Source organism: Pseudomonas lurida (assembly GCF_013522705.1).
In the GTDB taxonomy this organism is placed as follows: Bacteria; Pseudomonadota; Gammaproteobacteria; order Pseudomonadales; family Pseudomonadaceae; genus Aquipseudomonas; species Aquipseudomonas quebecensis.
On record NZ_JAAMRE010000013.1, the window covers coordinates 43,727 to 56,781 of the forward strand.

14 protein-coding genes and 1 tRNA gene are annotated in these 13,055 nt (G+C 59.8%); 6 read left to right on the forward strand and 9 right to left on the reverse strand.

Features of this window, described 5'->3' with window-relative positions:
- Positions 1 to 187: 187 nt before the first annotated feature.
- From ychF to G7025_RS12935, 8 genes are all read right to left on the reverse strand, one after another.
- Positions 188 to 1,288 carry a redox-regulated ATPase YchF gene (ychF, locus tag G7025_RS12900; protein ID WP_181079588.1) on the reverse strand — a complete coding sequence of 367 codons (1,101 nt, stop codon included), beginning with the start codon at positions 1,286 to 1,288 and terminating at the stop codon, positions 188 to 190.
- Positions 1,289 to 1,309: 21 nt separating this feature from the next.
- Positions 1,310 to 1,894 (reverse strand): aminoacyl-tRNA hydrolase, encoded by a 585-nt coding sequence (gene pth, locus G7025_RS12905; protein ID WP_095169011.1) that lies wholly within the window; start codon positions 1,892 to 1,894, stop codon positions 1,310 to 1,312.
- A 167-nt stretch (positions 1,895 to 2,061) separates the two neighbouring features.
- Positions 2,062 to 2,658 (reverse strand): 50S ribosomal protein L25/general stress protein Ctc, encoded by a 597-nt coding sequence (locus G7025_RS12910; protein WP_034095781.1) that lies wholly within the window; start codon positions 2,656 to 2,658, stop codon positions 2,062 to 2,064.
- A gap of 138 nt (positions 2,659 to 2,796) precedes the next feature.
- Positions 2,797 to 3,738 carry a ribose-phosphate pyrophosphokinase gene (locus G7025_RS12915; RefSeq protein WP_003171603.1) on the reverse strand — a complete coding sequence of 314 codons (942 nt, stop codon included), beginning with the start codon at positions 3,736 to 3,738 and terminating at the stop codon, positions 2,797 to 2,799.
- A gap of 46 nt (positions 3,739 to 3,784) precedes the next feature.
- A tRNA-Gln gene (locus G7025_RS12920) sits at positions 3,785 to 3,859 on the reverse strand.
- Between the two features lie 37 nt (positions 3,860 to 3,896).
- Positions 3,897 to 4,700, reverse strand: a complete 804-nt coding sequence (ispE, locus tag G7025_RS12925; RefSeq protein WP_219855308.1) for a 4-(cytidine 5'-diphospho)-2-C-methyl-D-erythritol kinase — start codon at positions 4,698 to 4,700, stop codon at positions 3,897 to 3,899.
- 49 nt (positions 4,701 to 4,749) lie between these two features.
- Positions 4,750 to 5,367, reverse strand: a complete 618-nt coding sequence (gene lolB / locus G7025_RS12930) for a lipoprotein insertase outer membrane protein LolB (RefSeq protein WP_181079590.1) — start codon at positions 5,365 to 5,367, stop codon at positions 4,750 to 4,752.
- A gap of 4 nt (positions 5,368 to 5,371) precedes the next feature.
- Positions 5,372 to 7,096 carry a tetratricopeptide repeat protein gene (locus G7025_RS12935; protein ID WP_181079591.1) on the reverse strand — a complete coding sequence of 575 codons (1,725 nt, stop codon included), beginning with the start codon at positions 7,094 to 7,096 and terminating at the stop codon, positions 5,372 to 5,374.
- Positions 7,097 to 7,279: 183 nt separating this feature from the next.
- On the opposite strand from G7025_RS12935, the gene hemA reads away from it, so the two are divergent.
- The 6 genes from hemA to G7025_RS12965 all read left to right on the forward strand — a co-directional run bounded on the left by hemA (position 7,280) and on the right by G7025_RS12965 (position 12,644).
- A complete protein-coding gene (gene hemA / locus G7025_RS12940) occupies positions 7,280 to 8,569 on the forward strand; it encodes a glutamyl-tRNA reductase (RefSeq protein WP_181079592.1) in 1,290 nt (429 codons plus the stop codon).
- Positions 8,566 to 9,648 (forward strand): peptide chain release factor 1, encoded by a 1,083-nt coding sequence (gene prfA / locus G7025_RS12945; RefSeq protein ID WP_181079593.1) that lies wholly within the window; start codon positions 8,566 to 8,568, stop codon positions 9,646 to 9,648. The genes hemA and prfA overlap by 4 nt, the downstream gene beginning before the upstream one ends.
- Positions 9,649 to 10,479, forward strand: a complete 831-nt coding sequence (gene prmC / locus G7025_RS12950) for a peptide chain release factor N(5)-glutamine methyltransferase (RefSeq protein WP_181079594.1) — start codon at positions 9,649 to 9,651, stop codon at positions 10,477 to 10,479.
- Positions 10,473 to 11,228: a molybdopterin-synthase adenylyltransferase MoeB gene (locus G7025_RS12955; protein ID WP_181079595.1), complete on the forward strand. Its 756-nt coding sequence runs from the start codon at positions 10,473 to 10,475 to the stop codon at positions 11,226 to 11,228. Before prmC ends, G7025_RS12955 begins: the two co-directional genes overlap by 7 nt.
- Complete coding sequence (gene murI / locus G7025_RS12960; RefSeq protein ID WP_181079596.1) at positions 11,221 to 12,015, forward strand: glutamate racemase; 795 nt, start codon at positions 11,221 to 11,223, stop codon at positions 12,013 to 12,015. Before G7025_RS12955 ends, murI begins: the two co-directional genes overlap by 8 nt.
- A 110-nt stretch (positions 12,016 to 12,125) precedes the next feature.
- Positions 12,126 to 12,644, forward strand: a complete 519-nt coding sequence (locus G7025_RS12965; protein ID WP_181079597.1) for an acyloxyacyl hydrolase — start codon at positions 12,126 to 12,128, stop codon at positions 12,642 to 12,644.
- Positions 12,645 to 12,699: 55 nt separating this feature from the next.
- On the opposite strand, the gene G7025_RS12970 is transcribed toward G7025_RS12965, so the two are convergent.
- On the reverse strand, positions 12,700 to 13,005 hold the full coding sequence (locus G7025_RS12970) for a YkgJ family cysteine cluster protein (protein WP_181079598.1): 306 nt from the start codon (positions 13,003 to 13,005) through the stop codon (positions 12,700 to 12,702).
- Between the last annotated feature and the right edge of the window lie 50 nt (positions 13,006 to 13,055).

Below are 13,055 nucleotides of genomic sequence, written 5' to 3' on the forward strand. Positions count from 1 at the left end.
GGAATGACGTAGGAAAAAGTTCATGGTGTGAGTCTGGAGTTATATGTTTTAACTTTTAATTAAAGAAGGTTGGGCAAGTAGGATAAGTCGGGAGAGGGATTGTGCGCTCGGCCTTGAAGAAATGGGCGCAAAAAAGCCGATGCAGGGCATCGGCTTTTTTATTTGTGACGGAAGTGCTGAGTGATGTTTATACGTTAAAGCGGAAATGCATCACATCGCCATCTTTAACAATATATTCCTTACCTTCCAGTCGCCATTTACCGGCTTCCTTGGCACCGGCTTCACCTTTGTACTGAATGAAGTCGTTATAGGCGATGACTTCGGCACGGATAAACCCCTTCTCGAAGTCGGTGTGGATCACACCTGCCGCCTGTGGAGCGGTGGCGCCGACCTTGACGGTCCATGCGCGGACTTCTTCGACACCGGCGGTGAAGTAAGTCTGCAGGTTGAGCATTTCGTAACCGGCGCGGATCACGCGATTCAGGCCAGGCTCTTCCAGGCCGAGGGCCTCAAGGAACATGTCTTTTTCTTCGCCGTCGTCGAGCTCGGCTATTTCTGCTTCGATCTTGTTGCACACCGGAACAACGATGGCGCCTTCTTCGTCGGCAATGGCCTTGACCACATCAAGCAGTGGGTTGTTCTCGAAGCCATCTTCGGCGACGTTGGCAATGTACATCACAGGCTTGGTGGTCAGCAGGTGGAAGCCTTTGATCACGGCCTTCTCGTCGGCGCCCATGGTTTTCATCAGGCTACGTGCCGGCTTGCCCAGGGTGAAGTGCGCGATCAACTGCTCCAGCAGGGCTTTCTGGACCACGGCATCCTTGTCGCCGCCCTTGGCATTACGCGCGACTTTCTGCAGTTGTTTTTCGCAGCTGTCGAGGTCGGCGAAGATCAGTTCCAGGTCGATGATCTCGATATCGCGCTTCGGGTCGACGCTGTTGGAGACGTGAATCACGTTCTCGTCTTCAAAGCAGCGGACCACGTGGGCGATGGCGTCGGTCTCACGGATGTTGGCCAGGAACTTGTTACCCAGGCCTTCGCCTTTCGACGCGCCGGCTACCAGGCCCGCGATATCGACGAATTCCATGGTGGTCGGCAGGATGCGCTTGGGATTGACGATCGCCGCCAATGCGTCCAGGCGCGGGTCGGGCATCGGCACGATACCGCTGTTGGGTTCGATGGTGCAGAAGGGGAAGTTCTCCGCCGCAATACCGGACTTGGTCAGGGCGTTGAACAGGGTGGATTTGCCGACGTTGGGCAGGCCGACGATGCCGCAATTGAATCCCATGGTGTTTCCCCTCGGTAAGAGTCAGGCCTTCTGGCTGTGCAGGTTTTTCATCGCACGGTTCCATTCACCGGCGAGGATATCCGGCAGCACGCCGAGGGCAAAATCGATGCTGGCATCGAGTTTTTCCTGTTCGGCGCGTGGCGCACGACCCAGGACGAAATTTGAAACCATACTGGCAACGCCTGGGTGGCCGATGCCGAGCCGCAGGCGGTAAAAGGTATTCTGATTGCCCAACTGCGCGATGATGTCGCGCAGACCGTTGTGGCCGCCATGGCCACCGCCTTGCTTGAGCTTGGCGACGCCGGGTGGCAGGTCCAGTTCGTCATGGGCCACCAGGATTTCCTCGGGTTTGATCCGGAAGAAGCCCGCAAGCGCCGCGACAGCCTGGCCGCTGCGGTTCATATAGGTGGTGGGAATCAGCAGACGAACATCCTGACCCTGATGCGAGTAACGCCCGGTCAGGCCGAAATATTTGCGATCGGCCACCAGGTTGACACCTTGGGCGTGGGCGATGCGCTCAACAAAAAGGGCCCCCGCGTTATGCCGGGTCTGTTCGTATTCGGCGCCTGGATTTCCCAGGCCAACGATCAGTTTGATGGCAGTCACGACAGGGGCCCTTCCTTTGGAGTTGTGGATAACGTCGCCGCGACCTGTGTGCGGCGAAAGTGGACGACAAAGATCATTTACTCAAGAGTAAACGTCGCGTTATCGCCCGCTTTCTCGCTACGTTTCGGTCCGCGATGTTTCCTCAAGCTCCGGCAAGACAGAGTGAATTACTCTGCAGCGCCTTCTTCAGCTTCTGGAGCAACGCGTGGAGCGTGTACGTTGGCAACTGCTTTGTCATCACCGTGAGCCAGTGCAACGAACTCAACGCCTTTTGGCGCCTTGATGTCGGACAGGTGAACGATGGCGCCGATTTCCAGAGCCGACAGGTCGACTTCGATGAACTCAGGCAGGTCTTTCGGCAGGCAGGTCACTTCGATTTCGTTCAGGACGTGCGAGATCTCGCCGCCTTTCTTGACCGGAGCTTCTTCACCAACAAAGTGCACAGGCACGATAGCGGTCAGTTTCTGGCCGGCAACAACGCGAACGAAGTCAGCGTGCATGATGAACTGCTTGGAAGGGTGACGCTGCATCGCTTTAACGATGACGTTCTGCTTGGTGCCGTCGACGTTCAGCTCGATAACGTGGCTGTAGGCAGCTTCGTTTTCGAACAGCTTGGCGATTTCCTTGGCCAGGATGGTCACGGATTCAGCAGGCTTGCTACCGCCGTATACAACGGCAGGAATGTTCGCGGCGTGACGCAGGCGGCGGCTCGCACCTTTCCCCAGGTCAGTACGCGCTTGGGCGTTCAGAGTAAATTCAGTCATTTTGTATCTCCAAAATAGCCATCATCGAGTGGCGTTTGCGACCAGCGCCAGGCTCGATATGGGCAAAAAAGCCCCGCCCCAACACAATGCTGGGGCGGGGCGCTTTTCGTCAGTGCTGTGTTGCCAAGGGGGTTACCCTTAACGGAACATCGCGCTGATCGATTCTTCGTTGCTGATGCGGCGAACCGCTTCGGCTACGACCGGTGCGATATCCAATTGACGGATACGCGCACAGGCTTGAGCGGCGGCGGACAACGGGATGGTGTTGGTCACCACCAGTTCGTCCAGCACGGAATTTTCGATGTTCTCGATCGCTCGGCCCGACAGCACAGGGTGCGTGCAGTAGGCGAAGACTTTGGCCGCACCGTGCTCTTTCAAGGCTTTCGCCGCGTGGCACAGGGTGCCGGCGGTGTCGACCATGTCATCAACCAGAATACAGGTACGCCCTTCGACATCACCGATGATATGCATCACTTCAGAGTGATTGGCTTTTTCACGGCGTTTGTCGATGATCCCGAGGTCCACGCCCAGCGATTTGGCAACTGCCCGTGCACGCACGACGCCACCAATGTCCGGGGACACGATCATCAGGTTTTCAAAGCGCTGGTCTTCGATGTCATCCACCAGGACGGGGGAGCCGTAGATGTTATCTACCGGAATATCGAAGAACCCCTGAATTTGGTCTGCGTGCAGGTCAACCGTGAGAACACGGTCGATGCCTACCACGGTCAGCATGTCAGCCACGACTTTCGCGCTGATGGCCACACGTGCGGAACGCGGACGGCGATCCTGACGGGCATAACCAAAGTAAGGGATTACAGCTGTGATTCGAGTCGCTGAGGAGCGGCGGAAGGCATCAGCCATCACGACGAGTTCCATCAGGTTATCGTTGGTCGGAGCGCAAGTCGGCTGAATAATGAAGACATCTTTACCGCGGACGTTTTCATTGATCTCGGCTGTAATTTCGCCGTCGGAGAATTTACCGACAGAGATGTCACCGAGAGGGATATGCAGCTGACGTACGACACGTCGAGCCAGATCGGGGTTAGCGTTCCCCGTAAAGACCATCATCTTGGACACGCGCAGTACCTAGAGGCTGAGGGTAACCTGGATGAGTATAGGAAAATGGCAGGGGCGGCTGGATTCGAACCAACGCATGGCAGGATCAAAACCTGCTGCCTTACCGCTTGGCGACGCCCCTGTATCTGTTGCAACGAGTACCCAGTACTCGATTCCTTTTAGAGCAGACTTTGCAGCTTGCGATGCAACATCGAAACGTTGCTTCCCTTTGCTACAAACCCTGTAAGGGTCTCTGTAAGAAGGGCCGAGACTTTATCAGCTTCAGCTTTGCTTGGGAAGCCCCCAAACACACAACTTCCAGTTCCGGTTAATTTTGCTTCGGTAAATTTACCTAACAAATTCAATGCGTTACGTACTTCTGGATAACGCCTTGCTACAACCGGTAAGCAGTCATTTCGACTGTTTCCCTTGGGAACGGGGCGCACTTTAATGGGAGGAGAGTTACGTGTCAACAGCGGATCTGAAAAAATTTCTGCTGTACTTACAGATACTTGCGGGACAAGCACGACATACCACGGCTCGTCGGGCTCCACAGGGGTCAGTTTTTCCCCCACGCCTTCGGCAAAAGCCGCGTGGCCACGCACGAAAACCGGGACGTCGGCACCCAGCGTCAAGCCCAGCGCCGCCAGGCGATCAGGGTCCCAGCCGAGCTGCCACAGGTGGTTAAGACCCAGCAGAGTGGTTGCGGCATTCGAGCTGCCACCGCCGATTCCACCGCCCATGGGCAGGATCTTATCGATCCAGATATCGATGCCGAGCGCGCAGCCCGATTGCTCCCGGAGCTTTTTCGCGGCGCGCACGATCAGGTTGCTGTCGTGGGGTACGCCGTCGAATTCCGTATGCAGGCGAATCACACCGTCTTCGCGCACGGCGAAGGTCAATTCATCACCGTAATCGAGAAATTGAAACAGCGTCTGCAGCTCGTGGTAGCCGTCTTCACGGCGTCCGAGAATGTGCAGCATCAAATTGAGTTTGGCCGGGGAGGGCAGGGTCAGTTTTTCTGCGCTCACGTCATTGCCCCAGCTTGCGCGGTTGCCAGTCCTTGATCACCAGCGTGACGTCCAGATCGGTGCCGTGCAGCTTGATGCGTTCAGGCAGCCAATAGCCGTTCTGTTGCACGTAGCTTAAGTATTCAACCTGCCAGCCATCCTGTTCCAGGGTGGCCAGGCGGCTGTCGCCGTTGAGGCTCAGGCGACTCTTGCTGTCCGGGGCTGGCAGCCCGCGAACCCACCAGACGAGATGAGACACCGGCAACTTCCAGCCAATCTGCTCTTCCAGCAGAGCTTCCGGGGAGCTTGCTTCGTAGCGGCCCTGGTTGGCCACTTCGAGGCTGACTTGCCCCGGCCGGCCGGTCAGGCGCGCTGCGCCACGGCCCAGTGGGCCTGAGAGGCGAATATCGTAGTAGTCCTGGCGCTGCAGCCAGAACAATGTGCCGCTGCCGGAATCTTTCGGCGCGCGAACGCCGACTTTCCCCTCGATCTGCCAGCCATCGATGCTGGCCAGCTGATTCTTGTGCTGCTGCCATTGCGCCGGGTTGCCCTGGCCCTCAACGGATTCGCGGGTGCCAAGGCCGGAGCAGCCGGCAAGTAAGGCGATAAGACTGAATATTGCAACGTGGCGCAAAAACATAAGCTTAAAGGGTCTCGGATCCGGTCAGGCGCTTGATGGTGCCGCGCAGAATAGGGCTTTCAGGTTGTTCCTTGAGGAATTTCTCCCAGATCTGGCGGGCTTCACGTTGCTTGCCATTGGCCCACAGCACTTCGCCCAGGTGAGCGGCGACTTCCTGGTCGGGGAAGCGTTCCAGTGCCTGGCGCAGCAACCGTTCAGCCTCATTCAGATTGCCCAGGCGGTAGTTCACCCAGCCGAGGCTGTCGAGTACGGCCGGGTCTTCCGGGTTGAGCTTGTGCGCCTGTTCGATCAGTGCCTTGGCCTCGTCGTAGCGCGTGGTGCGATCAGACAAGGTGTAGCCCAGAGCGTTGAGCGCCATCGCGTTGTCCGGATCGCGCTTGATGATCAGGCGCAGGTCTTTTTCCATCTGTGCCAGATCATTGCGCTTTTCCGCCTGCATGGCGCGGGTGTACAGCAGATTCAAATCGTCGGGGAATTGCAGCAGGGCTTGCTGCAGCACTTTCCAGGCGCGATCGCCTTGATTGTTGGCCGATAATGTCTCGGCCTGGATCAGGTACAGCTGGATGGCGTAGTCCGGCTCGGCAGCCCTCGCCGCGGCCAGGCGCTTTTCCGCCTCGTCGGTGCGGCCGTTACTCGTCAGGATATCGGCCTGGCGCAGTTGCGCCGGCAGGTAGTCGTTGCCGGGGCCGACCTGGGCATATTCGAGCAGCGCAGCCTGTGGATCGTTGCGTTCTTCGGCAATACGGCCAAGGTTCAGGTGTGCCGAGTCCACATGGCTTTCGCGCTGGATCAACTCTTCCAGATACCCTTTGGCCTCGTCCCAGGCTTTGGCTTCCAGGCACACCAGGGCCAGCGAATAGCGCAGTTCGTCGTCGTCCGGGTATTGCTGGACCAGATTGGCGAACTGCACTTTGGCGTCCTCCATACGGTCCTGTTCCACCAGCGTGCGGGCGTAAGTCAGGCGCAGGCGCTTGTCTTCCGGGTATTTCTTGATGCTTTTTTCCAGCAGCGGAATCGCTTCCTTGCCGCGATTGAGGGCCTGCAGCAGGCGAGCGCGCAGCAGGATCGGGGCGATCTCGCCGTCGTCCGGCGGGTTCTGCTCCAGCAGTTTCAAGGCCGCCTCGGCCTCGTCATCCTGCTGCAGCAACAGGGCCTTGCCGAAAATCAGCTGACTGTTCTTCGGGTGCTTTTGCAACAAACGGTCGAAACTTTTCATCAGGCCATTGCGGGTGTCCTGATCGGTGTCGGCGGCCGACAGCGCGAGGAAGTCGAAATGGGTGTCGCCCTTGCCCTGCAGGACTTTCTCCATATACACCATGGAGTCGTCATAGCGTCCGGCCCGCGCCAGTTGGATGGCTGCGGCCCGCTGTGCTTCCAGGTCGTCCGGGGCGTTCTTTGCCCAGATCAGTGAAGTATCCAGCGCCGCTTGATCGGCCCCCAGGTACTCGGCGATGCGAAACGCGCGCTCGGAGATGCCCGGGTCCTGCGTATTGATGGCCTGGGTGACGTAGTTGTCCAGCGCAATGTCGAAGCGATTGCGTTGGCCGGCCAGTTCGGCAGTCAGCAGGCTGTACACCGTTTCTTCACTGAACGATGAATACACCTTGGGCTTTTCTGGGGCGGGGGTGCTGTCTTCCGCCGGCGGCGTACCGTCCGGCTGCGCGGGGGCCATGGCCTGGCAGCCGCTGAGGAAGACAAAAGCAAGGAGCAACGCGGAAGATCTATTCATATAGGAAGAGGACGACTAACCTGCGGTCGGATCATCATGACACAAGCCTTCGGTCAAACATAACCGAGTCTCAGTGCGCGCCTTTTATAGGCACAAGGTATAGGGACAATAGACGACGGTGGTTGTTCTGAATCTTTCGAAGTAGGACAATCGCCGGCTTCCCGACATCATCAGCGATATTGAATGGCCTTCCTCGCACTCGGTATTAACCACAAGACTGCCTCTGTAGACGTGCGCGAGCGCGTGGCGTTTACGCCTGAGCAGTTGGTTGAGGCCTTGCAGCAGCTCTGCCGGCTCACCGACAGTCGCGAAGCTGCGATCCTTTCGACCTGCAATCGCAGCGAGCTCTATATAGAACAGGAACATCTCTCGGCGGATGTCGTTCTGCGCTGGCTGGCCGATTACCATCATTTGAGCCTCGATGAGCTGCGCGCCAGCGCTTATGTGCACGAAGAGGATGCGGCAGTTCGTCACATGATGCGCGTGGCATCCGGTCTCGATTCGCTGGTATTGGGCGAGCCGCAGATTCTGGGCCAGATGAAATCCGCCTACGCCGTAGCGCGCGAGGCCGGCACAGTGGGGCCGCTGCTGGGCCGGTTGTTCCAGGCCACCTTCAATTCCGCCAAGCAGGTGCGCACCGACACCGCTATCGGCGAGAACCCGGTGTCGGTGGCGTTTGCCGCCGTCAGCCTGGCCAAGCAGATTTTCAGCGACCTGCAGCGCAGCCAGGCGCTGCTGATCGGCGCCGGGGAAACCATTACTCTGGTCGCCCGTCACCTGCACGACCTGGGAGTCAAGCGTATCGTGGTGGCCAACCGCACCCTGGAGCGTGCCAGCATTCTGGCCGAGCAGTTCGGCGCCCATGCGGTGCTGTTGGCGGATATTCCCGCTGAACTGGTACGCAGTGACATTGTCATCAGCTCCACCGCCAGCCAGTTGCCGATCCTGGGCAAAGGCGCGGTGGAAAGTGCGCTGAAACTGCGCAAGCACAAGCCGATTTTCATGGTGGATATCGCCGTTCCCCGGGATATCGAGCCTGAAGTCGGCGAATTGGACGACGTTTACTTATATAGCGTCGACGATCTGCATGAAGTGGTCGCCGAAAACCTCAAGACGCGGCAGGGCGCAGCCCAGGCCGCCGAGGAAATGGTCAGCACCGGCGCCGAAGATTTCATGGTGCGCCTGCGCGAATTGGCGGCGGTGGATGTGCTCAAGGCGTATCGTCAGCAGGGCGAACGTCTGCGCGATGAAGAGCTGATCAAAGCTCAACGTCTGTTGGCCAATGGCAGCAGCGCTGAAGAGGTGCTGATGCAATTGGCGCGGGGCCTGACCAACAAATTACTGCATGCACCCAGCGTACAGCTCAAGAAATTGACCGCCGAAGGCCGCCTCGATGCGCTGGCCATGGCCCAGGAACTCTTTGCCCTCGGTGAGGGCGCGTCAGACAGCTCTTCGGATAAAAAACCGCAATGAAAGCGTCACTGCTCAATAAACTGGACGTGCTCCAGGACCGTTTCGAAGAACTGACCGCATTGCTTGGCGATGGCGAAGTCATCGCCGATCAAGCCAAGTTCCGTGCCTATTCCAAGGAATACGCCGAAGTTGAGCCCGTGGTCGCCACTTACAAAAACCTGCTCAAAGTGCAGGCGGACCTGGAAGGCGCCCAGGCGCTGCTCAAGGACAGCGACCCGGACATGCGTGAAATGGCCGTGGAAGAAGTCCGCGAGGCCAAGGAAAAGCTTGCCGAACTGGAAGGCGACCTGCAGCGCATGCTGCTGCCCAGGGACCCCAATGACGGGCGCAACGTATTCCTTGAGATCCGCGCCGGCACCGGTGGCGACGAAGCCGCGATTTTTTCCGGCGACCTGTTTCGCATGTACTCGCGCTACGCCGAGCGTCGCGGCTGGCGGGTGGAGATCCTGTCCGAGAACGAAGGCGAGCACGGCGGCTATAAGGAAGTCATTGCGCGTGTCGAAGGCGACAATGTCTATGGCAAGCTGAAGTTCGAGTCCGGCGCGCACCGTGTACAACGGGTGCCGGCCACGGAATCCCAGGGCCGCATCCACACCTCCGCGTGCACAGTGGCCGTGTTGCCCGAGCCGGACGAGCAGGAAGCCATCGAGATCAACCCGGCGGACCTGCGCATCGACACTTACCGCTCGTCGGGCGCCGGCGGCCAGCACGTCAACAAGACCGACTCGGCGATTCGTATCACTCACTTGCCGTCGGGCATCGTGGTGGAGTGCCAGGAAGAGCGCTCCCAGCACAAGAATCGGGCGCGGGCGATGTCCTGGCTGTCGGCCAAGCTTAACGACCAGCAAACCAGCGCCGCCGCCAATGCGATTGCCAGCGAGCGCAAACTGCTGGTGGGTTCGGGCGACCGTTCCGAGCGTATTCGCACCTACAACTTCGCCCAGGGCCGAGTAACCGACCACCGGGTCAACCTCACCCTGTATTCCCTGGACGAGATCCTCGCCGGCGGCGTGGACGCGGTCATCGAGCCGTTGCTCGCCGAATACCAGGCCGACCAACTGGCGGCGATAGGTGAATAAATGACCATCATCGCCAGCCTGTTGCGCGCCGCCGACCTGCCTGACTCGCCCACCGCGCGTCTGGACGCCGAACTGTTGCTGGCCGCGGCCCTGGGCAAATCGCGCAGTTACCTGCACACCTGGCCGGAAAAAATCGTCAGCAGCGAAGACGCCCTGACATTTGCCGGCTACCTGCAGCGCCGCCGTGCGGGCGAGCCCGTGGCTTATATTCTCGGCCAGCAGGGCTTCTGGAAACTCGACCTTGAAGTGGCGCCGCACACGCTGATCCCGCGTCCGGAGACCGAAATGCTGGTGGAGGCGGCGCTGGAATTGTTGCCCGCTACACCCGCCCGGGTGCTTGATCTGGGCACCGGCAGCGGCGCGATTGCCCTGGCCCTGGCCAGCGAACGCCCGGCCTGGCAGGTCACCGCGGTCGACCGTGTGTTGGAAGCGGTGGCCCTGGCCGAGCGTAATCGCCAGCGTCTGCACCTGGCTAACGTCACGGTGCTCAACAGCCATTGGTTCAGCGCCCTGCATGGTCATACCTTCGACTTGATTATCAGCAACCCGCCGTATATCGCCGACAACGATCCGCATCTGGTGGCCGGTGACGTGCGTTTCGAGCCGGCCAGCGCCATGGTGGCGGGCCATGATGGCTTGGATGACCTGCGGTTGATCATCAAAGACGCGCCGGCCCACTTGAATGCCGGTGGCTGGTTGCTGTTGGAACACGGTTACGATCAGGCCCCTGCGGTGCGCGACCTGTTGCATAGCCAAGGGTTTGAGCACGTGCACAGCCGCGTCGACCTGGGCGGCCACGACCGTATCAGCCTGGGGCGCCGGCCGTGCTGACCGACCAGGAGCTGTTGCGCTATAGCCGACAGATTCTGTTGCAGCATGTGGACATCGACGGCCAGTTGCGCCTCAAAAGCGCCCGCGCCCTGATCGTAGGCCTCGGCGGCCTGGGCGCGCCGGTCGCGCTGTATCTGGCGGCTGCGGGAGTGGGCCAGCTGCATTTGGCGGACTTCGACACGGTCGACCTGACCAACCTGCAACGTCAAATCATCCATGACACCGCCAGCGTCGGGCAGACCAAAGTCGACTCGGCCATGGCGCGCCTGAGCGCGATCAACCCCGACATCCGCCTGGTGCCCCATCGCACCGCGCTGGACGCCGATTCGCTGGCCGCTGCCGTGGCCGGCGTGGATGTGGTACTCGATTGCAGCGACAACTTCTCCACCCGCGAGGCGGTCAATGCCGCCTGTGTCGCCGCCGTCAAGCCGTTGATCAGCGGCGCGGCGATTCGCCTGGAAGGCCAGCTGTCGGTGTTCGACCCGCGTCGCGCCGACAGCCCGTGTTACCACTGTTTATACGGGCACGGCAGCGACGCCGAGCTGACCTGCAGTGAAGCCGGCGTGGTCGGCCCGCTGGTGGGGCTGGTCGGCAGCCTGCAAGCCCTCGAGGCCCTGAAGCTGCTGGCCGGTTTCGGTGAACCGTTGGTCGGGCGTTTATTGCTGATCGATGCCTTGACCACGCGTTTTCGCGAGCTGCGGGTCAAGCGTGACCCTGGCTGCAGTGTCTGCGGCACTCGCCATGGGTAAGGACGCGCCGATCGGTGTGTTCGATTCCGGTGTCGGCGGCCTGTCGGTGCTGGAGGAAATCCAGCAACTGCTGCCCCACGAGTCGCTGCTTTATGTGGCCGATGGCGGACATATCCCCTATGGCGAGAAAACTCCGGCCTTTATCCGCGAACGTTCGCGTTTGGTCGCGGCGTTTTTCCGTGAGCGGGGCGCCAAGGCGTTTGTGATTGCCTGCAACACGGCCACCGTTGCCGCCGTTGCTGACCTGCGTCTGGATTACCCCGATTGGCCGTTGGTGGGCATGGAGCCCGCCGTCAAACCCGCCGCCGCCGCGACTCGCAGCGGTGTGGTCGGCGTGCTCGCCACCACCGGCACCCTGCAAAGCGCCAAGTTCGCGGCGTTGCTTGATCGTTTTGCCGCCGATGTGCGCGTGATCACCCAACCCTGTCCGGGCCTGGTGGAACTGATTGAAACCGGCGACCTGGACAGCCCGGCCCTGCGCCAGTTGCTCCAGGGCTACGTCGGGCCGCTGCTCAGTGCCGGTTGCGACACCATCATCCTTGGCTGCACTCACTATCCCTTCCTCAAACCGCTGCTGGCGCAGATGCTCCCGCCGAGCATCATCCTGATCGATACTGGCGCCGCAGTGGCACGTCAACTTAAGCGTTTATTGGGTGAACGCGACGTGCTGGCCGGCGGCGAACCTGCGATGGCGCAGTTCTGGACCAGTGGCGATCTGTCTCACTTCAGAAATGTCCTACCGACACTATGGAAACATCCCGGAATTGTGCGAAGCTTCCGCACGTGAAAATTTCGTGAAATTTCGCCATTAGAAGCTGAACTTCTGTCACTGCGCAGGCTTCTATAGCGAGATTGCTTGTACAAAAAACCATACAACTCGTTCGGAAGGGATGTTTTATGAAGCGCTTGTTCTGTTTGGCTGCGATTGCAGCCGTCGCGGTAGGACACTCGTTATCGGCGCAGGCCGCCGGCCTCGAATTCGGCCTGGGGGCCACCAGTGATTCGACGCTGACGTATCGCCTGGGGCTGACGTCGGATTGGGACAAGAGCTGGATGCAGAGCGACATGGGGCGCCTGACCGGTTACTGGAGCGGCGCTTACACGTATTGGGAAGGTGACGACCGCGCAGGCGCCAGCAGCCTGTCGTTCTCGCCAGTGTTCGTGTATGAATTCGCCGGGCAGTCGGTCAAGCCGTATATCGAGGCCGGCATCGGTGTGGCGGTGTTTTCCCGCACCAAGCTGGAAGACAACAACATTGGTCAGGCTTTCCAGTTCGAAGACCGCTTGGGTTTCGGGCTGCGCTTTACCGGTGGGCATGAAGTGGGCATCCGCGCCACGCATTATTCCAACGCCGGTATCAGCAGCAACAACGATGGGGTAGAGAGCTACGCGCTGCACTACACCATGCCGTTGTAACCGCCCTCCCGTAAAACCCTTGCGGCAGGGGGCTTGCCTCCTACCGCATGGCGCATCAGCGATACGCCGTGGCAATGCCCTGGCGTTCGTCCAGACACTCCGGTGCGCCCATCTCGAATTCGCGACAAATCAGCGGTCGCCGCTCGTAAATTGTGCACATCATCGTGTCCCGATCCAGCGCCGCGCACCAGCCGTCGTCCAGGCGCAGCATGACTTCACCGCCCCAATCGTCCGTGTCGATATAGCGCTGCGGTACACCCGTGTCGGTGATCAACATGACTTCCAGCTGACAACAGCACGCCGCACACGTAGAACAGGTGACGGCGGGTTCAGCAATTTGCAGGTGGGGGATGGTGTTCATAGGCGCGCAGTGTAAGGCAAGCGCAGGCTGTGGGTGTGAAAGGTCTGACA

Coding starts and splice junctions, on each gene's coding strand:
- G7025_RS12970 (WP_181079598.1), bottom strand. CDS start 13,005: ATGAACACCATCCCCCACCTGCAAATTGCTGAACCCGCCGTCACCTGT.
- hemA (WP_181079592.1), top strand. CDS start 7,280: ATGGCCTTCCTCGCACTCGGTATTAACCACAAGACTGCCTCTGTAGAC.
- prmC (WP_181079594.1), top strand. CDS start 9,649: ATGACCATCATCGCCAGCCTGTTGCGCGCCGCCGACCTGCCTGACTCG.
- lolB (WP_181079590.1), bottom strand. CDS start 5,367: ATGTTTTTGCGCCACGTTGCAATATTCAGTCTTATCGCCTTACTTGCC.
- murI (WP_181079596.1), top strand. CDS start 11,221: ATGGGTAAGGACGCGCCGATCGGTGTGTTCGATTCCGGTGTCGGCGGC.
- G7025_RS12910 (WP_034095781.1), bottom strand. CDS start 2,658: ATGACTGAATTTACTCTGAACGCCCAAGCGCGTACTGACCTGGGGAAA.
- G7025_RS12965 (WP_181079597.1), top strand. CDS start 12,126: ATGAAGCGCTTGTTCTGTTTGGCTGCGATTGCAGCCGTCGCGGTAGGA.
- ychF (WP_181079588.1), bottom strand. CDS start 1,288: ATGGGATTCAATTGCGGCATCGTCGGCCTGCCCAACGTCGGCAAATCC.
- prfA (WP_181079593.1), top strand. CDS start 8,566: ATGAAAGCGTCACTGCTCAATAAACTGGACGTGCTCCAGGACCGTTTC.
- G7025_RS12935 (WP_181079591.1), bottom strand. CDS start 7,096: ATGAATAGATCTTCCGCGTTGCTCCTTGCTTTTGTCTTCCTCAGCGGC.
- ispE (WP_219855308.1), bottom strand. CDS start 4,700: ATGCTGCACATTCTCGGACGCCGTGAAGACGGCTACCACGAGCTGCAG.